Source organism: Streptomyces sp. NPDC051940, assembly GCF_040680895.1.
In the GTDB taxonomy this organism is placed as follows: Bacteria; Actinomycetota; Actinomycetes; order Streptomycetales; family Streptomycetaceae; genus Streptomyces.
Genome location: NZ_JBFAXR010000108.1, coordinates 1 through 21,070, shown reverse-complemented (window position 1 = coordinate 21,070; position 21,070 = coordinate 1). Strand labels below are relative to the sequence as shown.

At 71.8% G+C, this 21,070-nt stretch carries 20 protein-coding genes; 7 read left to right on the top strand and 13 right to left on the bottom strand.

The annotated features are described in order from the left end of the window. Position 1: 1 nt before the first annotated feature. From AB0M28_RS30910 to AB0M28_RS30890, 5 genes are all read right to left on the bottom strand, one after another. Positions 2–1,381: an ATP-binding protein gene (locus AB0M28_RS30910; protein WP_365412376.1), complete on the bottom strand. Its 1,380-nt coding sequence runs from the start codon at positions 1,379–1,381 to the stop codon at positions 2–4. Beyond that, positions 1,381–2,916 carry an SCO6880 family protein gene (locus AB0M28_RS30905; protein ID WP_365412354.1) on the bottom strand — a complete coding sequence of 512 codons (1,536 nt, stop codon included), beginning with the start codon at positions 2,914–2,916 and terminating at the stop codon, positions 1,381–1,383. Before AB0M28_RS30905 ends, AB0M28_RS30910 begins: the two co-directional genes overlap by 1 nt. Beyond that, positions 2,913–4,217 (bottom strand): hypothetical protein, encoded by a 1,305-nt coding sequence (locus AB0M28_RS30900; protein ID WP_365412353.1) that lies wholly within the window; start codon positions 4,215–4,217, stop codon positions 2,913–2,915. Before AB0M28_RS30900 ends, AB0M28_RS30905 begins: the two co-directional genes overlap by 4 nt. Then, positions 4,207–5,058 carry a hypothetical protein gene (locus AB0M28_RS30895; RefSeq protein WP_365412352.1) on the bottom strand — a complete coding sequence of 284 codons (852 nt, stop codon included), beginning with the start codon at positions 5,056–5,058 and terminating at the stop codon, positions 4,207–4,209. Before AB0M28_RS30895 ends, AB0M28_RS30900 begins: the two co-directional genes overlap by 11 nt. Before the next feature lie 226 nt (positions 5,059–5,284). Next, positions 5,285–5,608, bottom strand: coding sequence for a hypothetical protein (locus AB0M28_RS30890; protein ID WP_365412351.1), 324 nt, complete (start codon positions 5,606–5,608; stop codon positions 5,285–5,287). Between the two features lie 364 nt (positions 5,609–5,972). Between AB0M28_RS30890 and AB0M28_RS30885 the strand changes: the two genes are divergently transcribed. Then, a complete protein-coding gene (locus AB0M28_RS30885) occupies positions 5,973–6,950 on the top strand; it encodes a bifunctional lytic transglycosylase/C40 family peptidase (protein WP_365412374.1) in 978 nt (325 codons plus the stop codon). 215 nt (positions 6,951–7,165) lie between these two features. Further along, positions 7,166–7,873 carry a phosphatase PAP2 family protein gene (locus AB0M28_RS30880; RefSeq protein ID WP_365412349.1) on the top strand — a complete coding sequence of 236 codons (708 nt, stop codon included), beginning with the start codon at positions 7,166–7,168 and terminating at the stop codon, positions 7,871–7,873. A 52-nt stretch (positions 7,874–7,925) separates the two neighbouring features. Here AB0M28_RS30880 and AB0M28_RS30875 read toward each other — a convergent pair whose 3' ends face one another. Further along, complete coding sequence (locus tag AB0M28_RS30875; RefSeq protein ID WP_365412347.1) at positions 7,926–9,335, bottom strand: PLP-dependent aminotransferase family protein; 1,410 nt, start codon at positions 9,333–9,335, stop codon at positions 7,926–7,928. A 47-nt stretch (positions 9,336–9,382) separates the two neighbouring features. Between AB0M28_RS30875 and AB0M28_RS30870 the strand changes: the two genes are divergently transcribed. Further along, on the top strand, positions 9,383–10,618 hold the full coding sequence (locus AB0M28_RS30870; RefSeq protein WP_365412345.1) for an MFS transporter: 1,236 nt from the start codon (positions 9,383–9,385) through the stop codon (positions 10,616–10,618). Here the strand turns inward: AB0M28_RS30870 and AB0M28_RS30865 are convergent. Together AB0M28_RS30865 and AB0M28_RS30860 are read right to left on the bottom strand one after the other, a co-directional pair. Then, positions 10,566–12,104 (bottom strand): FAD-binding oxidoreductase, encoded by a 1,539-nt coding sequence (locus AB0M28_RS30865; protein WP_365412343.1) that lies wholly within the window; start codon positions 12,102–12,104, stop codon positions 10,566–10,568. The two genes, AB0M28_RS30870 and AB0M28_RS30865, sit on opposite strands and share 53 nt — an antisense overlap. A 278-nt stretch (positions 12,105–12,382) precedes the next feature. After that, the gene (locus AB0M28_RS30860; protein WP_365412378.1) at positions 12,383–12,589 is read right to left on the bottom strand and encodes a hypothetical protein; all 207 of its coding nucleotides are present in this window, start codon (positions 12,587–12,589) and stop codon (positions 12,383–12,385) included. A gap of 270 nt (positions 12,590–12,859) precedes the next feature. On the opposite strand from AB0M28_RS30860, the gene AB0M28_RS30855 reads away from it, so the two are divergent. After that, positions 12,860–13,615: a hypothetical protein gene (locus AB0M28_RS30855; RefSeq protein WP_365412372.1), complete on the top strand. Its 756-nt coding sequence runs from the start codon at positions 12,860–12,862 to the stop codon at positions 13,613–13,615. A gap of 115 nt (positions 13,616–13,730) precedes the next feature. Then, a complete protein-coding gene (locus tag AB0M28_RS30850; protein WP_365412341.1) occupies positions 13,731–13,925 on the top strand; it encodes a hypothetical protein in 195 nt (64 codons plus the stop codon). 134 nt (positions 13,926–14,059) lie between these two features. Here AB0M28_RS30850 and AB0M28_RS30845 read toward each other — a convergent pair whose 3' ends face one another. Beyond that, positions 14,060–14,410, bottom strand: coding sequence for a metal-sensitive transcriptional regulator (locus AB0M28_RS30845; RefSeq protein ID WP_365412339.1), 351 nt, complete (start codon positions 14,408–14,410; stop codon positions 14,060–14,062). Positions 14,411–14,576: 166 nt separating this feature from the next. Between AB0M28_RS30845 and AB0M28_RS30840 the strand changes: the two genes are divergently transcribed. Further along, positions 14,577–15,197 carry a DUF47 family protein gene (locus AB0M28_RS30840; protein WP_365412337.1) on the top strand — a complete coding sequence of 207 codons (621 nt, stop codon included), beginning with the start codon at positions 14,577–14,579 and terminating at the stop codon, positions 15,195–15,197. Between the two features lie 5 nt (positions 15,198–15,202). Further along, positions 15,203–16,198 (top strand): inorganic phosphate transporter, encoded by a 996-nt coding sequence (locus AB0M28_RS30835; RefSeq protein ID WP_365412335.1) that lies wholly within the window; start codon positions 15,203–15,205, stop codon positions 16,196–16,198. A gap of 98 nt (positions 16,199–16,296) precedes the next feature. Here the strand turns inward: AB0M28_RS30835 and pstB are convergent, their stop codons facing one another. The 4 genes from pstB to pstS form a co-directional block, all read right to left on the bottom strand. Further along, positions 16,297–17,073, bottom strand: coding sequence for a phosphate ABC transporter ATP-binding protein PstB (gene pstB / locus AB0M28_RS30830; RefSeq protein ID WP_365412333.1), 777 nt, complete (start codon positions 17,071–17,073; stop codon positions 16,297–16,299). Positions 17,074–17,110: 37 nt separating this feature from the next. Further along, positions 17,111–18,181 carry a phosphate ABC transporter permease PstA gene (pstA, locus tag AB0M28_RS30825; RefSeq protein ID WP_365412331.1) on the bottom strand — a complete coding sequence of 357 codons (1,071 nt, stop codon included), beginning with the start codon at positions 18,179–18,181 and terminating at the stop codon, positions 17,111–17,113. Then, entirely contained in the window at positions 18,178–19,179 is a 1,002-nt protein-coding gene (gene pstC / locus AB0M28_RS30820) for a phosphate ABC transporter permease subunit PstC (RefSeq protein ID WP_365412329.1), read from the bottom strand. Before pstC ends, pstA begins: the two co-directional genes overlap by 4 nt. A gap of 194 nt (positions 19,180–19,373) precedes the next feature. Further along, positions 19,374–20,504 carry a phosphate ABC transporter substrate-binding protein PstS gene (gene pstS, locus AB0M28_RS30815; RefSeq protein ID WP_365412326.1) on the bottom strand — a complete coding sequence of 377 codons (1,131 nt, stop codon included), beginning with the start codon at positions 20,502–20,504 and terminating at the stop codon, positions 19,374–19,376. Positions 20,505–21,070: the final 566 nt, after the last annotated feature.

The window sequence follows — 21,070 nt, the reverse complement described above, 5'->3', positions numbered from 1 at the left end:
CTCAGGCCACCGTCGATTCGCGTGCGGCGGTCGTCTGCTCGTACTCCTCCGCTTCCAGCTGCTCCTGCTCCGACGACTCGGTCATCGCCCGGTCGGTGAAGACCAGCGGGCGCTCCGCCTCCGTCACCAGGTGCTTGACCACCTGGACGTTGCCGTTGACGTCCCACACGGCGATGCCCGGGGTGAGCGTCGGGATGATCTCCACCGCCCAGCGGGGCAGGCCCAGGACGCGACCGGTGGCCCGGGCCTCGTCGGCCTTCTGGGCGTAGATGGTGCGGGTGGAGGCCATCTTGAGGATCGCCGCCGCCTCCCGCGCCGCCGCCCCGTCGACCACGTCCGACAGATGGTGGACCACCGCCACGAACGACAGGCCTAGGCGCCGGCCGAACTTCAGCAGGCGCTGGAAGAGCTGGGCCACGAACGGGGAGTTGATGATGTGCCACGCCTCCTCCACCAGGAAGATGCGCTTCATCCGGTCCGGGCGGATCCAGGTGTGCTCCAGCCAGACGCCCACGATCGCCATCAGGATCGGCATCGCGATCGAGTTGCGGTCGATGTGCGAGAGGTCGAAGACGATCAGCGGTGCGTCCAGATCGATGCCGATGGTCGTCGGGCCGTCGAACATGCCCCGCAGATCGCCGTCCACCAGCCGGTCCAGCACCAGGGCCACGTCCAGGCCCCAGTTGCGTACGTCGTCGACCTCGACGTTCATCGCCGTCGCGGCCTCCTCCTGCGGATGGCGCAGCTGCTCCACGATGTCCATCAGGACCGGCTGCGCGCCCGGCTTGACCGACTCGGCCACCGACGCGTGCGCCACCTTCAGCGCGAAGCCGGACCGCTCGTCCAGCGCCCGCCCCGTGGCGACCTCGATGATCGTACGGAGGAGGGCTAGCTGGCCCGTCGAAGTGATCGCCGGGTCCAGGGGGTTGAGGCGGATGCCGCTGTCCAGGGCCGCCATCGGGTCCAGCCGGATCGGCGTGATGCCGAGCTGCTGGGCGATCAGCGCCCACTCGCCGACGCCGTCCTCGCCCTGTGCGTCCAGCACCACCACCTGGCGGTCGCGGAAGCGCAGCTGGCGCAGCACGTACGTCTTCTCCAGCGCCGACTTGCCGTTGCCGGACTCGCCGAGGACCAGCCAGTGCGGAGCGGGGAGTTGCTGCCCGTACAGCTGGAAGGGGTCGTAGATGTAGCCCTTGCCGCTGTAGACCTCGCGGCCGATGATCACGCCCGAGTCGCCGAGACCGGGCGCGGCGGTCGGCAGGTACACCGCCTGCGCCTGGTTGGTGGACGTGCGCACGGGCAGCCGGGTCGTCTCGACCTTGCCGAAGAGCAGGCCGGTGAACGCCTGGGTGATCGCCTCCAGCGGGCTCTGCGGGCCGATCACTTGCGCAGCCCCGTCGCGAAGGGGAGCGTGTTGACGAACGCCCGGTGGTGCTCGCGGTCGCACCACTCCAGCTTCAGATACGACTTGCCCGCCGCCGCGCGGATCGTGCGCTTGTCCCGGGCCAGCGCGTCCGGGTTGCGGGACGACACGGTGATCCAGCCGACGAGGTTCACGCCCGCCGCGCCGCTCGCCAGATCGTCGCCGCGCTGGTCGATACGGGTGTGGTGGGCGACGTCGCGGGGGTCGACGACCCGGTTCATCTTGGCCGCGCGGGACGCCTCCGCGTCGTCGTTCGTCTTCTCGGTCAGCATCCGCTCGATGGCCAGCTCGGTGGGCTCCAGGTCCATGCAGACCGCCACCGTGCGGATCACGTCCGGGGTGTGGACCAGCAGCGGGGCGAGGAAGTTGACGCCCACCGGCGTCATCGGCCACTCCTTCACCCAGGCCGTGGCATGGCACCAGGGCGCCCGCGTCAGCGACTCGCGCGTCTTGGCCTGCAGATACGTCGGCTCCAGCGCGTCCAGCTCGGCCGGCCAGGCGTTGCGGTCGGTCATCGCCTGGATGTGGTCGATCGGGTGGTCCGGGTCGTACATCGCGTGGATCAGCGACGACAGCCGCGCCTTGCCCAGCGGCTGGCGCACCCGGATGTCCGCCTCCGCGAGCCGCGCGCAGATGTCGCCCAGCTCGCGCACCATCACCGTGGCGATGCCCTCGTCACGGCTGCACTTGGCGGCCTTCGCGATCGCCTGTGCCTCGTGGCCGAGTTCGCGGTTGTACGCCATGCACGCCACCAGATACGCCCGGTGCTGCTCGGAGGAGGTGGAGACCATCGACTGCAGTTGCTCGTACGACTCCTTTATCCACTCCGGCGTCTGGTCGTCGCCGCGCCGCTCCACGTCCTTGGCGTGCGCGTCGGGGTCGGCGGGCAGCGTACGGGCCAGCATCTGCAGCCGGGAGACGAAACCGTCGCCGTTCGCGACGTGCTTCAGCAGGGTGCCGAAACGGTCGACGAGGGCCTCCTGGTCCTCGCTGTCGCGCAGGCCCACGCCCGGGCCCTCGATCTCGATGGCCGCCGTCACCGTCCGCCGGTCGGCGTGCAGCAGCACCGCCACCTCGTCCGGGCCGAACGGCGCCGCCAGCCAGTTGATCCGCCCGATGCCCGGGGGCGGGCCGATCTCCACCTCGCGACCGTCGAGCCTGATGCCCGCCTCGGGGGCGTCGGAGCGGTACGTCGTGCCCTGGCGGAGGGTGCGCTTGTACGAGCGGTTGACCTCGAACCACTTGTAGAACGTCCGGCCCCGGTACGGCACGTACACGGCGGCCAGCGCCAGCAGCGGGAAGCCCATCAGCGTGACGATGCGCAGCGAGAGCACCGGCACGAGCAGGCCGCCCATCATGCCCAGGAAGGCGCCCGCGATGATCAGGGAGATCTCGCCCGTCTCGCGGTTGCGGCCGACGATCGCGTTCGGTCTCGACCTGCCGATGAGATACGTGCGCCGGGGGGCCTGGTGCGCGTGCGCTTCGGTCGTCATCGCCGGTCACCTCCTCCGTTTGCGTTGCCGCGGGCGGGCTGCTGTTCGCGCGGTGCGGCGGTGCCTGACGCGGGGCGGGGTGGGGGGGTGGTGGCCGGTTGGTTGCGGGTGCTGTGGGCGGCCACGCCGCCCTGGACGCCGCCGGACTGCTGCGGGGGGCGGGCGTCCTGCGTGTTGCCGCCGCCGTTGCTGTTGCGGGAGCTGTGCGTCTTGATGCCCTGGGAGACCAGGGCAGCCGGCGTCGCCAGCACCGCGGCCGCGGGATCCGTACGGGACGACCCGCGGCCCTTGCGGGCGGCGGCGACCTCGTCGCCGAAGCCGGGGACGAAGCGGTAGATCATCGCGGAGGCGAAGATGGCGAGCAGGATGATGGCCAGCCCGCTGACGACCGCCGAGAACGCGTCCGGTCCCTCGTCCGCCGACAGCGCGCCGGCGAGGCTGAGCACGATCACGATCACCGGTTTGACCAGGATGACGGCGATCATGATGCCGGCCCAGCGGCGGACGTGGTGCCACATGTTCTTGTCGACCAGGCCCGCGTAGACGGCGGTGCCGAGGAGGGCGCCGACGTAGAGGAGGGCCGCTCTGATCACCAGCTCCAGCCACAGCACGCCCGCGGCGAGCACGGAGACCAGGCTCACGACGATCAGCATGATCGGGCCGCCGCCGATGTCGGTGCCCTTGGCGAGCGCGTCGCTGAAGCCGCCGAAGAACGTGTCGGTGTCGCTGCTCGTGCCGGTGGCGATGGCCTCGGTGACGGAGTCGGTCGCGGCCACGACGGTGTAGAGGATCAGGGGCGTGAACGCGGAGGCCAGCACGGTGAGCCAGAGGAAGCCGACGGCCTCCGTGAGCGCCTCGGTCAGGGGGACGCCCCGGACGGCGCGCTTGGCCACCGCCAGGAGCCAGAGCGTGAGGGTGAGGATGGTGGAGGCGGCGAAGACGACGGCGTACTGGCGGAGGAAGGTCTCGTTGGTGAAGTCGACGGTGGTCGTCGAGTTGACGGCGTCGCTGAGCTTGTCGATGGTCCACGACGCGGCATCCGCGCAACCCTTGGCCAGGGAGGCGAGCGGGTCGAGGCTCTCCCCTACGTCGCCGGTTCCCCCGCCGCCTCCGCCGCCGCGGGCCTTGTCGCCGTTCTCGCAGTAGTCCCTGGCGGGACCGACGATGAGGTCGCAGTTGTCGTCGGTCGTCGGGGATGGCGACGGTGCGGCCCAGGCCCGGCCCGCGAGGAGCACGGTGGTGGCCTGAACGGCCGTGAGTCCAGCCCCGAGCGATGCCAGACGGCGTCGGTTAGCGGGCATACGTGAACCCTCCGAACTCCTGCACGGCCTTCGCCATCTCATCGGCGCTGGACGCCCGCTGGTCCCCGGTCACCGGTGCCGGGCCGTCCTTCTGCGTGAACGTCTCGACCTTCCAGTCGCCGTTCTCCCACCGGAGCTTCAGCGTCATGGTGAACCAGTCGTTGGTCACGGGGTTCTTCGAACCGACGCCGGCCGTTCCGTAGACACCCGTGCACCAGACGTCGATGGTCGCGGACGCCTCGGCGAAGTCGACGACCTTGGTGCCGACGGGGGACGTGCGCGAGACGTAGGTCGCGCCCCTGGTCGGCTGCCCGTTGCTGTCGAGGCCGATCCGGTCCAGGAATGCCGCTGAGTAGGTCTTGTCGAACTTGGCCTGAAGGTCGTCGACCTTGGCGGAAACGAAGAGCTGATCGACAATGGCGTGCCGGTCGTCGGACCGGAGGATCTCGGCGGACACGAGCGCCACCGCGTAATTCGCGGCGGCGGACTGCGCTCCCTGCTCCGTCTTCGGGAAACCCGCGGGGAGCGCGCCGTTGCGGCCCTGGACCGGGCGCTCGCCCGTGGGGGCCGTGGGTGTGGAGCCCTTGTCCGACGCGCCGCCTCCGCCTGAGGAGCCGCCGTCGTCGCCGCCCCGGTTCACGAAGGCGATCACCGCGATGAGCAGCACGACGACGCCGAGCACCGCGACCAGCCCCCGCGACGGGGCCGCCGCGCCGCCGGAACGGCGGCCCGCGCGCCCGGGGGCGCGACTGCCGAAGCCGTCCTCGGGGAGCCGCGTACGGGTCTGCCGTTCACCGTACGGTGAACCGAAGTCGTCGCCGTAATCGTCGCCCTGGCTCATTGCCTCCGTGCCCCCTGTGCGGCCCGTGCAGGGCCCTTGCGGTCATGGGCCCCGTCCGGCCCCGTTCCTGGCTCCGCCATCCGCCCGCCGTCTCCTCAACTTGCCGCTGTCGTATGACAGTAGCGGGATACGGAGGGGCGGCTACCGCCCCGGGCGCCCTTGTCCGGTGCGGTGCTTCCGTGCGGGACGGCGGTTGCTCGCGGGAGTGGCGAGGGCCGGGGCGGCGTCAGACCGCCATCCCGTAGACGATGGTGAAGAGTGTGCCGAGTGAGCCGATGATGAAGACACCGGTCAGGCCCGCGACGATCAGCCCCTTGCCCTGTTCCGCGCTGAACGTGTCGCGGAGCGCCGTCGCGCCGATCCGCTGCTTCGCCGCGCCCCAGATGGCGATGGCGAGGCAGAGCAGGATGGCGACGGCCATGACGACTTCGATCATCACCCGGGCTTCCTGGCCGAGGCTGCCGAAGGGGCCCCAGTCCGGGGCGATGCCGCCGATGATGGTGTTGATGTCGCCCTTCTCGGCTGCGAGGTTGGCGCTGTCAGCCGCCATTCGCATCTGAAACTCACCGCCCCTTGTGGCGTGTTCCCTGCACCCTGCCGGTCGACAGGGCCAACCCCCCTATCCTCCATGAAGTCTGGCGCCCCGATGTCGATTTGACGCCATCCGAGCCCGTGTCGATACGCGATCGGGATTCCCCCCCAGGTCCTGTCCGCGCACCCGCCGCGAGAAACAGCCACTTCGCGCCGCTTACTATGCGTATCACGACCCGTCACTCTCAGCAATGGGTTGGGGAGATGCGGGGGTCCGCGCCGAGGGTGCCCGGTCCGGATGTTTCCGTCAACCAGCACTGATCAGCGGGGGGTTGGGGGATGATGACCCCGTGGGCAGACGCGGCGGGACGGGGAAGATCTGGCTGATCGGAGGGATCAGCTCCGGGGGGCTGCTCGGATTCCTGGGGCTGCTGCTCGTGGGAACCTTCGTCGTCGCGGGGAACACGGGCCCCGGCGGGCGGAAGGTCGACCTGGCGGAGGGCGCCGTGCCGGCCGCGTACCAGCCGCTGGTGGCGAAGTGGGGCAACCTCTGCGCCGCGATCAACCCCGCGCTGCTGGCGGCGCAGTTGTACCAGGAGAGCGGCTGGAACCCGAAGGCCCAGTCGCCGGCCGAGGCGCAGGGCATCGCCCAGTTCATCCCCGGCACCTGGGCCGCCCACGGCATCGACGGCAACGGCGACGGCAAGCGCGACGTCTGGGACCCCGCGGACGCGATCCCGTCGGCCGCGACGTACGACTGCAAGCTCGCGGGGTACGTCAAGGACGTGCCGGGCGACCGTACGGACAACATGCTCGCGGCGTACAACGCCGGCGCGTACGCGGTCATCAAGTACGGCGGCGTCCCGCCGTACCGCGAGACGCGCAACTACGTGAAGGTCATCCGCGCCCTGGAGCAGAGCTTCGCCCGCCCCGTCCAGCGCGTGGCGCCCTCCCGGCTGGCCGCCGGTGCCATCCACTACGCCCAGGACAAACTCGGCACCCCTTATCTGTGGGGCGGCAACGGCACGCCGGAACACGACGGCCGGTTCGACTGCTCGGGCCTGACGAAGGCGGCGTACGCCTCGGTGGGGGTCACCCTGCCGCGCGTGGCGAACGACCAGTGGAACGCCGGCCCGCATCCGAAGCGGGACGAACTGCTGCCGGGCGACCTGGTCTTCTTCGCGTACGACCTGACCGATCCGCGGTCCATCCACCATGTCGGCCTGTACGTCGGCGGCGGGTACATGATCAACGCTCCGTACACGGGAGCCGTCATCAGGTTCGACGAGATCGACGCGCCCGACTACATCGGCGCGACCCGGGTGACGGCGGACGGCGCGGCCGCCCTGCCGAACCGGTGACTCTCCGTGAAAGCCTGACCTGACCTGCGCGATCCTCCGTCGAACGGACGGTCACCCTTGGATAACCGAACGGTGATCTTTCGGTGGAGTACGGAACGGTAGCGACCGCTCTCACGTTTCCTGGGGCATAACGATGAAGCGGGCCGCATGACTTCGACTGACCACGGGGGCGGGCAGCACGGGACACGACGCGGTACAGAGATGAGGAACTGGGCATGGAGCCTCGGTACACCGGAGCGGCGGGCGCGCCGCCGGCCGGGACGGGGACCGACGTGGACACGTCTGTGCTGCGCGGTCTCAACGGCTTCGCCGACTCGGCCCCCGGGTGGCTGGAGCAACTACTGGTGTTCGCCGCCCGGTTCGGCATCATCGCGCTGCTCGTCGTCCTGATCGCGGTGTGCGGCTGGCGGATCCGGCGTACGCAGGAGGGGCCCCGGGCCGCCGGTGCGCTGGGGGCGCTGCTGTGGGCGCCAGTCGCCGCGGCCGTCGCGTTCGCCGTCAACATCCCCATCAAGGGCTTCGTGGAGCGCGTACGCCCCGAGCAGGCGGACGTCGAGGGCGTGGACGCGCTGCTGGCCTCCGGGGGCTGGTCGTTCGTCAGCGACCACGCGGCCGTGGCCACCGCGCTGGCCGTCGCCGCCTTCGTGGCCCACCGGGGCTTCGGCGCGGTCGCGCTGGTGCTGGCGCTGCTGGAGGGGCTGGGCCGGATCGCCCTCGGCGTGCACTACCCGACGGACGTGATCGGCGGGTTCGCCCTCGGCGCGGCGACGGCCCTGCTGCTGGCGCCGCCGGCCATCGGCCGGCTGTCGTCGCTGGCACGGCGGCTGGGGCTGGTCCGTGACACCTCGCCCGCGACGGAGCCCGGGTCCGGGGTGACGTGGGCCGTGCCGGCGCGGGCGGGGGAGGACGATCTGGCGGCTTGAGGGGGCGCGGATCGTCGAACCTCGCCGAGAGATCCGTGTGCGGATCGCTGAACTACCCCAGCAGATCCCCCACCACCGCGATCCCCTCCCGCACCGCCCGCTCCGTCGTGTCCCCGAAGCCCAGCACCAGCTGCGGCGGTTCCGGCTCCCCCGAGGAGCGGCACGCCGACATCCCGTACAGCCCCACCGACCTCTCCCGCGCCGCCGCGATCACCGCCGCCTCGTCCCGGCCCGCCGGCAGATGCGCCACCGCGTGGAACCCCGCCGCCAGCCCCGTCAACCGCACCGCCGGGGCGTGCGCGGCCAGCGCCTCCACCAGCGCGACGCGCCGGGCGGCGTACCGCGCGCGCATCCGGCGCAGCTGCCGGTCGTAACGCCCGGACTCCACGAGCACCGCCAGCGCCAGCTGGTCCAGGGCCGGTGAGCCGCGGTCCTCGAGCGCCTTGAGCGCCCGTACGGCGGGTGTGAGCGGCGGCGGGCACAGCAGCCAGGCCAGCCGCAGCGCCGGGGCCAGCGACTTGCTCACCGTGCCGATCGACACGACCCGGTCCGGGGCCAGGCCCTGCAGGGCGCCGACGGGTTCGCGGTCGTAGCGGAACTCGGCGTCGTAGTCGTCCTCCACGACGTATCCGTCATGCCGTACGGCCCACCGGGCCAGCGCCGTCCGCCGCTCCGGCGCCAGCACCACCCCGGTCGGCCACTGGTGCGCGGGTGTGACCAGCACCGCCCGCGCCCCCGTCCGCTCCAGCGCCGCCACGTCCAGCCCGGCGGAGTCCACCGGCACCGGCACGGCCTCCATGCCCGCCAGCGCCGCGTACCGCCGCGCCGTGCCCGGCGCCCCCGGGTCCTCGTACGCCACCGTCCGCACACCGGCGTCCGCCAGCGCCCGCAGCGTCAGCGCCAGCCCCTGCGCGTAGCCCGCGCACACCACCGTGTGCGCCGGATCAGCCGCGGCCGCCCGCACCCGGCGCAGATAGCCCGCCAGCACCGCACGCAGCCGCGCCGAGCCGCGCGGGTCGCCGTAGTCCAGCTCGGCGGTCGGGATGCGCCGGCCGGCCTCGCGCAGCGCCCACAGCCAGTCGGTCATGGGGAAGGCGGTCAGATCGGGGACCCCGTGCCGGAAGTCGGCGAGCAGCCGGGGCGGTTCGGGCGCGGGCTCCTCCTCCCGGGCGGGACCGGCCGCCTGCTCCGCGCACGGCGCGACGCGGGTGGCGGAGCCCGTACGGGTCACCAGATAGCCCTCCGCCTGCAGTTGGGCGTACGCCTCCTGGACCAGGCCGCGCGACAGCCCCAGCTCCCGGGCCAACTCCCGCGAGGACGGCAGCCGCTCGCCGGACTCCAGCCGCCCGCTCCGGATCGCCGTCCTGAGCTGCGACTCCAGCTGTACGCGCAGGGGTTCGCCGCTCCGCCGGTCGAGGGCGAGCAGCAACTCGGGTGTCGAACCGGACCACTCCTGCGGCATGGAATTGGAGCTTACCGGTGGACCGGTGGCCCCCTAGCGTCGAAGCCATGACAGAAGCCATGACAACCGTGACCCGCACCGGCACCCGGGGCGCCGACCGCCCGCCGCTTCTCACACGGGCGCTGCTGCTGCGCTGTGTGAGCATCGTCGGCTGCTCGTCCGGCTTCTTCCTGCTGCTGGCCGTGGTGCCCCTGTACGCCGGTGAGCACGGCGGTGGCGGCGCCGCCGGACTGGCCACCGGCGCGCTGATGGCGGCCACCGTCGCCGGGGAACTGGCGACGCCCCGGCTGGTGGCGCGGCTGGGCTACCGGTGGACGCTGGGCGGCGGGCTGGTGCTCCTGGGGGCGCCGGCGCTGGTGCTCACGGTGTCCGGGAGCGTGGGCTGGATCGTGGCGGTCAGCGTGCTGCGGGGGCTCGGATTCGCGCTGGCCGTCGTCGCCGGGGGAGCGCTGACTGCCGCGCTGATCCCGCCCGGGCGGCGCGGGGAGGGGCTGGCGTTGATCGGCGTCGTGGGCGGGGTGCCCGGGATGCTGGCGCTGCCGCTCGGGGTGTGGCTGGCGGGGCGGGTCGGCGTGACACCGGTCGCGGTGGCGGCGGGTGCGGTGGTGCTGGCCGCGGTGGTGACGGTGCCGGGGCTGCCCGATCGCGCCGCCACCGCGACCGGCGACAAGTCCGTGGGCGTCGTCGCCGGGCTGCGGACGCCCGCGCTGGCCGGGCCCGCGCTGGTCTTCGCCGCCTCCGCACTGGCCGCCGGGGTCATCCCCACCTTCCTGCCCGCCGCCGTCCCCGCCGGCTCGGGCACGCTCGTCGCCCTGGCGCTGCTGCTGCAGCCGGCCGCCTCGACCGCGGTGCGCTGGTGGGCCGGGCGGTACGGCGACCGGCACGGGCCGGCGCGGCTGGTGCTGCCGGGGCTGCTGCTGTCGGCGGCCGGGATGGCGCTGACGGCGCTGACCGCCTCGCCTGCCGCGGTGCTCGGCGGCGTCACCCTGTTCGGGGTGGGCTTCGGCATCGCCCAGAGCGCCACCCTCACGCTGATGTACGCCCGCGTCGAGGCGTCCTCCCAGGCGACGGTCAGCGCCCTGTGGAACCTCGCGTACGACGCGGGCATGGGTGCGGGCGCCCTCCTCGCCGCCCCGGTCGTCGCGGCGCTCGGGCATCCGGCGGCGTTCGCGCTGACGGCGGCGGTGACGGCGACGGCCGTCGTCCCGGCGGTGCGGGACCGCCGGCGTTTCACACAGCCTGTGGATAGTCGAACAGCCGCTCAGGGTCGTACCGCCGCTTGATCCCGGCGAGGCGCTCCGCGGCCTGCCCGTAGTACGCCGTACGCCAGTCCTTCAGCGTCGCGTCCGTGTAGTTCTGGTACGCGCTGCCTGACGCGGCCCCGCGCATCGCGCCGTGCACGCCCGCCAGCCAGCGCTGGGCGGCGGTGTCGTCGCCGTCCGCCTGCCAGGACGCCAGGTACTGCGCCAGCACGCGCTGGTCGCGGTGCACGAACGCGGTGGCGCCGGGAGCGACGCGGTTCACCGCCCCGCCGAGCGCGGTCAGCTGGACCATCCGCTCGGTGCCGGTGCGCGCGCACCAGCCCAGGAGCCGGGCCAGGTCGGCGTCGCCGAGGGGGCGGTCGAAGAAGTCCGAGCGCGCCGCGTACGTGTCGCGGCTCAGCACCCCCGCCCGGTCCTGGCCCGGGAGGGAGCCCTCCAGATGGCACCCGTGGCGGGTGGCGGCGGAGCAGCCGGCGGCGCGGCGCATGGCCTCGATGTACGGGACGGGGGTGACGGACACCGACGCGGCGGGGCCGGGACCACCGGGCTGGTCCGCCAGCCGGTCCACGGCCGTGTGCACGCCCGCCTCGTCGCGCAGCGACATCACCAGCACGGTCGCCGTGGGCGGCTCCCCGGCCCGGCCGCCCAGATGGACCGCCGACCACAGCTCGTCCGGCTGCTCGGGCCCCCACCGCTGCCAGGTGCGCACCAGGCGCTCGGCGCGCGACCAGGGCCAGGTCATGTAGCAGTTGACGATCTCGGACGCCGGGTGGGTGCGGTAGCGCAGCTCGGTGACGACGCCGAAGTTGCCGTTGCCGGCGCCGCGCAGCGCCCAGAACAGGTCCTCGTTCTCGCCCTCGCCGCACTCCAGCGTCCGGCCGTCGGCGGTGACGACGGTGGCCCCGGTGAGGCTGTCGCAGGTCAGCCCGTACGCCCGGGAGACCACCCCGTGCCCGCCGCCGAGGGTCAGGCCGGCGACGCCGACGGTGGGGCAGGAGCCGGCCGGTATGGTCCGCCCCCGTCCGGCCAGCGCCTCGTACACGTCGACCAGCCGGGCCCCGGCGCCGACGGTCGCGGTGTCCCCGCCGGTGTCCGTCCGCGCCAGCGCGGACACGTCGATGACGAGCCGCCCGTCGCCGCTGGAGTACCCGGCGTACGAGTGCCCGCCGCTGCGCACCGCGACGGGCACGCCCTGGGCGCGCGCGAACGCCAGCGCCTCGGCGACGTCGCCGCGGTGGCTGACGTAGGCGACGGCGGCGGGCCTGAGCCCGTCGAACCGGGTGTTGTACAGGCGCGCGGCCCGCGCGTAGTTCCCGTCCCCAGGTAGTACGAGCCGTCCGTCGAGCCCGCGCCCGAGAGCGGCGTAGTCGGCGGCCCCGGCGGACCCGGTGGGCGGCCTCGACGGCGGCGCGGCGGAGCTGTGCCTCGGCTCGGGTTTCCCGCCGTCGCTGGTGCAGCCGCCGAGGGGCAGTACCGCGGCGGCTCCGATCAGACTGCGCCTGCGCATCCGCACAGTCCACCGCACGCGCTGCCCGCACGCCATAGGGCCGGGCTCCGCCCGTGCCCCGAGCCGCTGGTTACGTTGCGCCGGCTGACGCGGATCGGCGCTGCGCGCCTCGTCCTCAAACGCCGGACGGGCTGGTATGTGGACCTTCGCCCTCGTGCCTCGGTGGCGGTCGTCGGGCCGGACGGGATGGGATGCGTCCCTCGTCCTCGTGCCTCGATGGCGGTCGTCGGGCCGGACGGGATGGGATACGACCCGCCCTCATGTCCGGGCGGGGGCGATCAGTCCCGGCCGTGGAGCGCGGCGTCCTCACGGGCGCGGGAGCGTGCTCTGCGGGCGGGGCCGGACCAGCCGCACGTGCACACGGCGACGGCGAACGCCCCCTCCTCCCTCATCGAGACGGAGTGGTCGCCCGAGGCGCCCGCCGACGCCAGTCGGTGGGCCTCGTGCAGAGGGCCTGGGCGGTTTCCCGGTCCGTGGTTGAGCACGGATCCACGGTACCGGGGCGGAGCGGGACGCTCCATAGCGGGGCGTATACGGCGGCGCCGTGACCGCCGGCGGCCTCCCGCGTTATTCGATACGAAACGATTCTGGGGGTCGTTTTGAGGCAGCTGAGGACAACCGAAGCGGGCGACACCAAGGTGTACTTCGTCGAGCGAGCGACGCGACAGCGGGCCAGGCCGTCAGCGGCCCCCGGGCGGATCGGCACCCGACTCCGCAGAGGCGGCGCGTGCGGCGCCGCCCTGTGCACCGCGGCCCTGCTCGCCTTCGGCACCACGGGCTGTACGGGCAGCCCCGCCGAGGCCACCGAGCACCCCGGCGGCGACCCGGTGGCCGCGGTGCGCGGCGCCGCCGACGCGCTGTCGCGGACGGGGAGTTCCCGGGCCCGTACGGCGATGGAGATGACCAGCGGCGGCACCCGGGTGACGGTCCGCGGCACGGGCGGTTTCGACTACACGCAGGGCGTCGGCCGGCTGGACGTCGTACTGCCGCAGGCCAAGGGCGACCCCATCACCGAACTCCAGGCGCCCGGCGCCCTGTACATGAAGAACCGCGGCGCGGGCGTCCCGCGCGACAAGTGGCTGCGCCTGGACACGACCCGGCTCACCGACGGGAACCTGGTGAGCAACGGCGCCACCGACCCCTGCACCGCCGCCGAACTGCTGCGCGGCGCACGCGAGGTGGAGTTCGTGGGCGCGACGGTGCTGGACGGCGTGCGCGTACTGCACTACCGCGGGGTGACGGACCTGGACCGCGCGGCGCAGTCCGCGTCCCCGTTCGCGCGCGGCGCGCTGCGGGCCGCGGCGGAGGGATTCGCCGAGGACGAGGTGCAGTTCGACGCCTATCTCGACGAGCGGGGCAGGCCGCGGAAGGTCCGGCACCGCTTCACCCTGACGGAGGGCCGCGCGGTATCCGTCGCGTCCACCTCCGAGTACTTCGACTTCGGTCGCCCCGTGCCCGTACGACTGCCGGATCCGGCGGACATCTACGCGGGGACGGTGGCCGCGTCCTGAGGCGGAAATGGTCCAGACGTGTCATGCGCGGACGGTGTTCCCCTCCCTACGCTGAGCGGTGCCCCCCATGGTGCAGGGATTGCCGAACGACGCGGAGTAGAAGGGGTGATGTCACGTGGCTCGTGGATCGGCGGTCCAGGACCATGTGGCGCTCGCGGAGATCGATCTGTGCGGTGAGCTCATCATCGCCGCCAGCAACACCACGCACGAACGTCTCACGACCGATGAGATCGACGAGGTGCTGAGGGTGGTGACGCCGGGCGCAGGTGAGGCCCCGGAGGGCCGTACGGGCGACGCCCGGCCGGTATAGGACGCGCAGCCCGGCAGGTCGCGGGCGCCGCGGCCCGGACCCTGCCGCGGTCGCGTGACCGGCACCTTCCGGGCGTACCGGATGCGGGCCGTACCCGATGCGGGCCGTACCGCGGAGGACCGGACCGCGTGGCCTCAGGACCGCAGCAGCCGCGCGATCGCCGCGGTGGCCTCCTCGACCTTCGCGTCCACCTCGTCCGACGCCGACCCCTCCTTGGCGGCGGCCTCCGCCACACAGTGGCGCAGGTGCTCCTGCAGCAGCTGCAGGGCGAACGACTGCAGGGCCTTGGTGCCGGCGGACACCTGGGTGAGTATGTCGATGCAGTAGACGTCCTCCTCGACCATCCGCTGCAGTCCGCGGATCTGGCCCTCGATGCGGCGCAGCCGCTTGAGGTGGAGGTCCTTGTCCTTGTGGTAGCCGTGCGGGCCGGGCGGCGTGGCGGCGGTGGCCGGGGCCGTCTCCGGTGTCGTGGCGGTCTCGGTCATCTCGCCGTCCTCCATGCTCGGGGTAAATACCCTCCGGGGGTATATGATACCCGTTTCGTCAAGGTTGCGCAGGTTACCGGTGTCCCGGGGTCGGTTCGCCGTGCCCGCGTCGAGCGCCTAGCATCGCTGACGACCGCTTTCGCTTGCAGCAGCCGAGGACCTCACCGTGCGATTTCGTCTGACCCCCCGGGAGACGAGCTTCTACGACATGTTCGCCGCGTCGGCGGACAACATCGTGACGGGCTCGAAGCTCCTCATGGAACTGCTCGGGGCGGACTCCTCCGCGCGGGTGGAGATCGCCGAGCGGATGCGCGCGGCGGAGCACGCCGGCGACGACGCCACGCATGCGATCCTGCACCAGCTCAACGCCTCCTTCATCACGCCGTTCGACCGCGAGGACATCTACCGTCTCGCGAGCTCCCTCGACGACATCATGGACTTCATGGAGGAAGCCGTCGACCTGGTCGTGCTGTACCAGGTCGAGGAGCTGCCCAAGGGCGTCGAGCAGCAGGTCGAGGTGCTGGCCCGGGCCGCCGAGCTGACCGCCGAGGCGATGCCCAACCTGCGTACCCTGAAGCACCTCCCGGAGTTCTGGATCGAGGTGAACCGGCTGGAGAACCAGGCGGACCAGATCCACCGCAAACTGCTGGCCCAGCTCTTCAACGGCAAGTACGACGCCATCGAGGTGCTGAAGCTCAAGCAGATCGTGGACGTGCTGGAGGAGGCCGCGGACGCCTTCGAGAAGGTGGCGAACACGATCGAGACCATCGCGGTCAAGGAGTCCTGACGCCGGTGGACACCTTTGCCCTGGTCCTCACCGTCGGCGTCGCCCTCGGCTTCACCTACACGAACGGCTTCCACGACTCCGCGAACGCGATCGCGACCTCGGTCTCGACGCGCGCCCTGACCCCCCGCGCCGCGCTGGCCATGGCCGCCGTGATGAACCTCGCGGGGGCCTTCCTCGGCGGCGGGGTGGCCAAGACGGTCAGCGAGGGGATCATCGAGACGCCGAGCGGCGAGCACGGGATGTGGATCCTGTTCTCCGCGCTGGTCGGCGCGATCACCTGGAACCTCATCACCTGGTACTTCGGACTGCCCTCGTCGTCCTCGCACGCCCTGTTCGGCGGCATGGTCGGCGCCGCGCTGGCGGGCGGCATCGGGGTGATCTGGCACGGGGTCGTCGAGAAGGTCGTGATCCCGATGATCGTGTCCCCGGTGGTCGGCCTGCTGGCCGGCTATCTGGTGATGACGTCGATCCTGTGGCTCTTCCGCCGGTCGAACCCGCACCGCACCCAGCGGGGGTTCCGCATCGCCCAGACGGTCTCCGCGGCGGCGATGGCGCTCGGCCACGGTCTGCAGGACGCGGCCAAGACCATGGGCATCGTGGTGATGGCGCTCACCATCGCCGGCCACCAGGACGACTCGAGCATCCCCCTGTGGGTGAAGTTCGCCTGCGCGATCATGCTCTCCCTCGGCACGTACGCCGGCGGCTGGCGCATCATGCGCACGCTGGGCCGCCGCATCATCGAGCTGCAGCCCCCGCAGGGCTTCGCCGCGGAGACGACGGCGGCGAGCATCATGTACGCCGCCTCGTACGGCTTCAGCGCCCCCATCTCGACCACGCACGTCATCACCTCGGCGATCATGGGCGCGGGCGCCACGAAGCGCGTCAAGGCGGTGCGCTGGGGCGTGGCGAAGAACATCATCACGGGCTGGTTCATCACCATGCCGGCGGCGGCTGTCGTCGCGGCGGTCGTGTACTGGGTCGTTCACCTGGCGTTCGAGTAGGCCCCCCGCAGCAGCTGAGCCCACGCCCCCGCACCGAGGTGCGAAGGCGTGGGCTCGGGCGTCCCGCGGCGGCACCGCCATGCAGCGCCGCGGGAGTCTTATCCGAAGCGGCCCGAGATGTAGTCCTCGGTGGCCTGCACGGACGGGTTGGAGAAGATCTTCTCCGTGTCGTCGATCTCGATCAGCCGGCCCGGCTGGCCGACGCCGGCGAGGTTGAAGAACGCCGTGCGGTCGGAGACCCGGGCCGCCTGCTGCATGTTGTGCGTCACGATGACGATCGTGAAGCGGTCCTTGAGCTTGGCCATCAGGTCCTCGATCGCGAGCGTCGAGATCGGGTCCAGGGCCGAGCAGGGCTCGTCCATCAGCAGCACCTGCGGCTGGACCGCGATGGCGCGGGCGATGCACAGCCGCTGCTGCTGGCCGCCGGACAGGCCCGAGCCGGGCTTGTTCAGCCGGTCCTTGACCTCGTTCCAGAGGTTGGCGCCCTTCAGGGAATCCTCGACGACGCCGTCGAGCTCGGACTTCTTGTAGCCGCGGTTCAGCTTCAGGCCCGCGGCCACGTTGTCGTAGATCGACATCGTGGGGAACGGGTTCGGCCGCTGGAAGACCATGCCGATCACCCGGCGGACCGCGACCGGGTCCACGCCCGGCCCGTACAGGTCCTCGCCGTCGAGGCGGACCTCGCCCTCCACGCGGCCGCCGTTGTTCACCTCGTGCATGCGGTTGAGCGTGCGCAGGAAGGTGGACTTGCCGCAGCCGGAGGGGCCGATGAAGGCGGTGATGGACTTCGGCTCGACGGACATCGTGATGTCCTCGATCGCCTTGTGCTGGCCGTAGTAGGCCGAGAGGTCCGTTACGTCGATGCGCTTGGCCATGTGCGTTTCCTTGGTTTCCAGATTCCGTACGTGGCCGTCAGCGGCCGGTCTTCGGCGACTTCCACAGCGCGAGTGCGCGGGCCGCCATGTTGAGGATCATGACGAAGGCGATGAGGACCAGGGCCGCCGCCCAGGCGCGGTCGTAGCTGGCCTCGTTGCCGGCCGCCCACTGCTCGTAGATGAACAGCGGGAGGGACGCCTGGGCGCCTTCGAAGGGGTTGGCGTTGATCGCCGGGTTGCCGAACACCAGGAGCAGCAGCGGGGCCGTCTCGCCGGTGATGCGGGCGACGGAGAGCATCACGCCGGTGGCGATGCCGCCGAAGCAGGTGGGCAGGACGACCTTCATGATCGTCTTCCACTTCGGTACGCCGAGGGCGTACGACGCCTCGCGCAGCTCGTTCGGGACGAGCTTGAGCATCTCCTCCGTGGAGCGCACCACCGTCGGGATCATCAGGATCGCCAGCGCCAGGGAGCCGGCGAAGCCGGAGTACCCGAAGCCCAGCGCGAGGATCCACAGGCTGAGGATGAACAGACCGGCGACGATCGACGGGATGCCCGTCATCACGTCCACGAAGAACGTGACGGCCTTCGCCAGCCGCCCGCGCCCGTACTCCACCAGGTAGATCGCCGTCAGCAGACCCAGCGGGGCGGCCATCAGCGAGGCCAGCAGCACCTGCTCGACGGTGCCGAGCAGCGCGTGGTAGACGCCGCCGCCGGGGGAGAGGGAGGCGACCCCGTTCATGGAGTGGGTGAGGAAGTAGGGGTCGAGGACCTTGATGCCTTTGCGGACCGTCTCCCAGATCAGGGAGGCCAGTGGGATGACGGCGATCAGGAAGGCGCCCCAGACCAGGGAGGTCGCGAGCCGGTCCGTGGCCTGGCGGCGCCCCTCGACCTTCGCGGAGACGGCGTACAGGCCGGCGACGAACAGGATCGCGGCGATCAGCGCCCACTGGATCCTGCTCTGCAGCCCGAAGCCGAGGCCGACGGCGACCGCGACGAGGACGGCGGTGCCGGCGATGGCGGCGGGCGCCCACTTCGGCAGCCGCGCCACGTGGATGGCGAGGGCGTCCTCGCGGTCGGCGGGGGTGACGGCGTGTGTGGTCGTCATGCGTTGGCCCCCGAGTACTCCTTGCGGCGGGCGATGATCAGCCGGGCCGCGCCGTTGACGAGCAGCGTGATCACGAAGAGGACGAGGCCGGAGGCGATCAGCGCGTCGCGGCCGAACTCGCCGGCCTCCTTGAAGGCGGAGGCGATGTTCTGCGCGAAGGTGCCGCCGCCGGGCTCGAGGATCCGCGCGGAGAGGAGGGCGGAGGGCGACAGCACAGTCGCGACGGCCATCGTCTCGCCCAGCGCGCGCCCCAGGCCCAGCATCGAGGCGGAGATCACACCGGAGCGGCCGAAGGGCAGCACGGACATCCGGATGACCTCCCAGCGGGTGGCGCCGAGCGCCAGCGCGGCCTCCTGGTGGATCGCGGGGGCCTGGCGGAAGACCTCGCGGGAGACGTTGGTGATGATGGGCAGGATCATGATCGCCAGCAGGATGCCGACCGTCATGAGCGAGCGCGGGGCCCCGCCGTCGTACGAGAAGACGGTCGTCCAGCCGAGCCAGGAGTCCAGCCACTCGTACGGGCCGGTCAGGTGCGGGACGAGGAAGAGGGCGCCCCACAGGCCGTACACGATCGAGGGCACGGCGGCCAGCAGGTCGACGACGTAGCCGATGACCGAGCCGAGCTTCTTCGGCGCGTAGTGCGTGATGAACAGGGCGATCGCGATCGCGATCGGCACGGCCAGGACCATCGCGATGATCGACGAGACGATCGTGCCGAACGCCAGCACGGCGATGCCGAAGACCGGCGGGGTCGCGTTGGCGTTCCACTCGAAGGTGGTGAGGAAGTTGCCCTCGTTCTGGGCGAGGGCCAGACAGGCGCGCCAGGTGAGGAAGACGGCGATGCCGCCCATGATCACCAGGATCGTGATGCCGGCGCCGCGGGACAGGCCCAGGAAGACCTTGTCGCCGAGCCTGCCGGTGCCCTTGGCGCCGGCGAGCGGGCCGGGCCCGGTCGCGTCGCCGCCCGGGGGGCGTATGTCGTGGATGTCGGTACTCATTGCTACTCCGGTCTGGTTGGAGCCCCGCGAGCGGGGCTCCGGCGGCGGTGCACCGGATGGGGCGGGCCGGCCGGCTGTGCGGGCCGGCCCGTCCCGGGGGGTTCGGTTCGGGACCTTCGGTCGGGTCGGGACCTTCCGTCCCGTCAGACCTTCGGTCGGGTCAGACCTTCGGTCGGGTCAGACCTTCGGTCGGGTCAGGACAGGGAGGCGACGGTGCTGCGGACCTTCGCGGCGACCTCGGCGGGGAGCGGGGCGTAGCCGAGCTGGTTCAGCACGGACTGGCCCTTCTCGCTCGCGGTGTAGCCGAGGAAGGACTTCACGGCGTCGAGGGTGTCGGCCTTGTTGCCCTTGTCGCAGGCGATCTCGTACGTCAGGAGCGTGATCGGGTACGCGCCCTCGGCCTTGGTCGTGTAGTCGAGCTCCATCGCCAGGTCGCCGCCCGTGCCGGTGATCTTGGCCGCGGAGATCGCGTTCGAGGCGTTCGCCGAGGTGGCCTCGACGGGGGTGGAGGCGCCGGTGTCCAGCTTGGCGGTGTCGATGCCGTTGGCCGCGGCGTACGACAGCTCGAAGTAGGAGATGGCGCCGTCGGTCTGCTTGACCTGGGCCGAGACGCCGGAGGAGCCGTCCGCGGACTGGCCGCCCTTGACCGGCCACTTCTTCGCCGGCTCGTACGTCCAGGACTCGGGGGCGGCGGCGGCCAGGTACTTGGTGAAGTTGTCCGTCGTGCCGGACTCGTCGGAGCGGCTGACGGGCTGGATCTTCAGGTCGGGGAGGTCGGCGTCCGGGTTCAGCTTCTTGATCGCGTCGTCGTTCCAGTTGGTGATCTTGCCGTTGAAGATCTTGGCCATGGTGTCGGCGTCCAGGACGAGGCCGTCCACGCCCTCCACGTGGTAGCCGACGGCGATCGGGCCGCCGAGCATCGGGATGTTGATCGCCTGCCCGTTCGTGCAGACCTTCTTCGACTGCTCGACCTCCTCCGGCTTGAGCGCGGAGTCGGAGCCGGCGAAGCCGGTGTTGCCCTGCAGGAACGTCTGGATGCCCGCGCCGGAGCCGGTGGCCTGGTAGTTGACGGTGATGTCCTTGCAGGCCGCCTGGAACTCGTTCACCCACTGGTCGATGGCGTTCTTCTGCGCGGACGACCCCGAGGCGCGCAGCTCGCCGCTGCCCTTGCAGTCGATGCCGGCCGCGGCCGCGCTGCTCTCGCCCGTGCCGGTGCTGCTGCCGGTGCCGGTGTTGTCGTCGGAGCCGCAGGCGCTCAGCGCGAGGGCGCCGGCTGCGGTCACGGCGAAGAGGGCGGTGAGGCGGGTCTTGCGGTGAAGCTTCACGGTGGTCCTTTGCGGGGGGTGCGGCGAGATCTCTTCTCCAGCAATGCGCGGATCGCATCGGTCTCGCCCGGTGGGACTGTTCGACACTGTCGAAATTAGGCAGATCAGGTGAAGTGACCAGAGGCCGCAAGTGAACGAAAAGTGAACCTCCCCGGAACGCTCACCTCCTCTTCCCGTTCACCCTCAGGTCACCACGCACGGTGGCGTCCTCAATCGCCGGACGGGCTGCGCGTACGCCGGCCGGAGCGTCGCCTGGCGGCGGGCAGATCGGCGCTGCGCGCCTCGTCCTCAAACGCCGGACGGGCTATGAGCGGGTGCCGGTCCCGCTGCAAGCGCCCAGTCCCACCGGCGCCTGCGGCGCACTTCGGCGCTCCGCGCCTCAGTCCTCAAACGCCGGACGGGCTGAAGTGGTGCTGCGGTCCGGCTGGAAGCGTCCAGTCCCGCCGGCGCCTGCGGCGCGCTTCGGCGCTCCGCGCCTCGTCCTCAAACGCCGGACGGGCTGGGGTGGGGTGCCGGTCCCGCTGGAAGCCGCGGCTCCCGCTGGCGCCTGCGGCGCGGTTCGGCGC

Coding starts and splice junctions, on each gene's coding strand:
- AB0M28_RS30905 (WP_365412354.1), bottom strand. CDS start 2,916: ATGACGACCGAAGCGCACGCGCACCAGGCCCCCCGGCGCACGTATCTC.
- AB0M28_RS30900 (WP_365412353.1), bottom strand. CDS start 4,217: ATGCCCGCTAACCGACGCCGTCTGGCATCGCTCGGGGCTGGACTCACG.
- AB0M28_RS30895 (WP_365412352.1), bottom strand. CDS start 5,058: ATGAGCCAGGGCGACGATTACGGCGACGACTTCGGTTCACCGTACGGT.
- AB0M28_RS30890 (WP_365412351.1), bottom strand. CDS start 5,608: ATGGCGGCTGACAGCGCCAACCTCGCAGCCGAGAAGGGCGACATCAAC.
- AB0M28_RS30880 (WP_365412349.1), top strand. CDS start 7,166: ATGGAGCCTCGGTACACCGGAGCGGCGGGCGCGCCGCCGGCCGGGACG.
- AB0M28_RS30875 (WP_365412347.1), bottom strand. CDS start 9,335: ATGCCGCAGGAGTGGTCCGGTTCGACACCCGAGTTGCTGCTCGCCCTC.
- AB0M28_RS30870 (WP_365412345.1), top strand. CDS start 9,383: ATGACAGAAGCCATGACAACCGTGACCCGCACCGGCACCCGGGGCGCC.
- AB0M28_RS30865 (WP_365412343.1), bottom strand. CDS start 12,104: ATGCGCAGGCGCAGTCTGATCGGAGCCGCCGCGGTACTGCCCCTCGGC.
- AB0M28_RS30845 (WP_365412339.1), bottom strand. CDS start 14,410: ATGACCGAGACCGCCACGACACCGGAGACGGCCCCGGCCACCGCCGCC.
- pstB (WP_365412333.1), bottom strand. CDS start 17,073: ATGGCCAAGCGCATCGACGTAACGGACCTCTCGGCCTACTACGGCCAG.
- pstA (WP_365412331.1), bottom strand. CDS start 18,181: ATGACGACCACACACGCCGTCACCCCCGCCGACCGCGAGGACGCCCTC.
- pstC (WP_365412329.1), bottom strand. CDS start 19,179: ATGAGTACCGACATCCACGACATACGCCCCCCGGGCGGCGACGCGACC.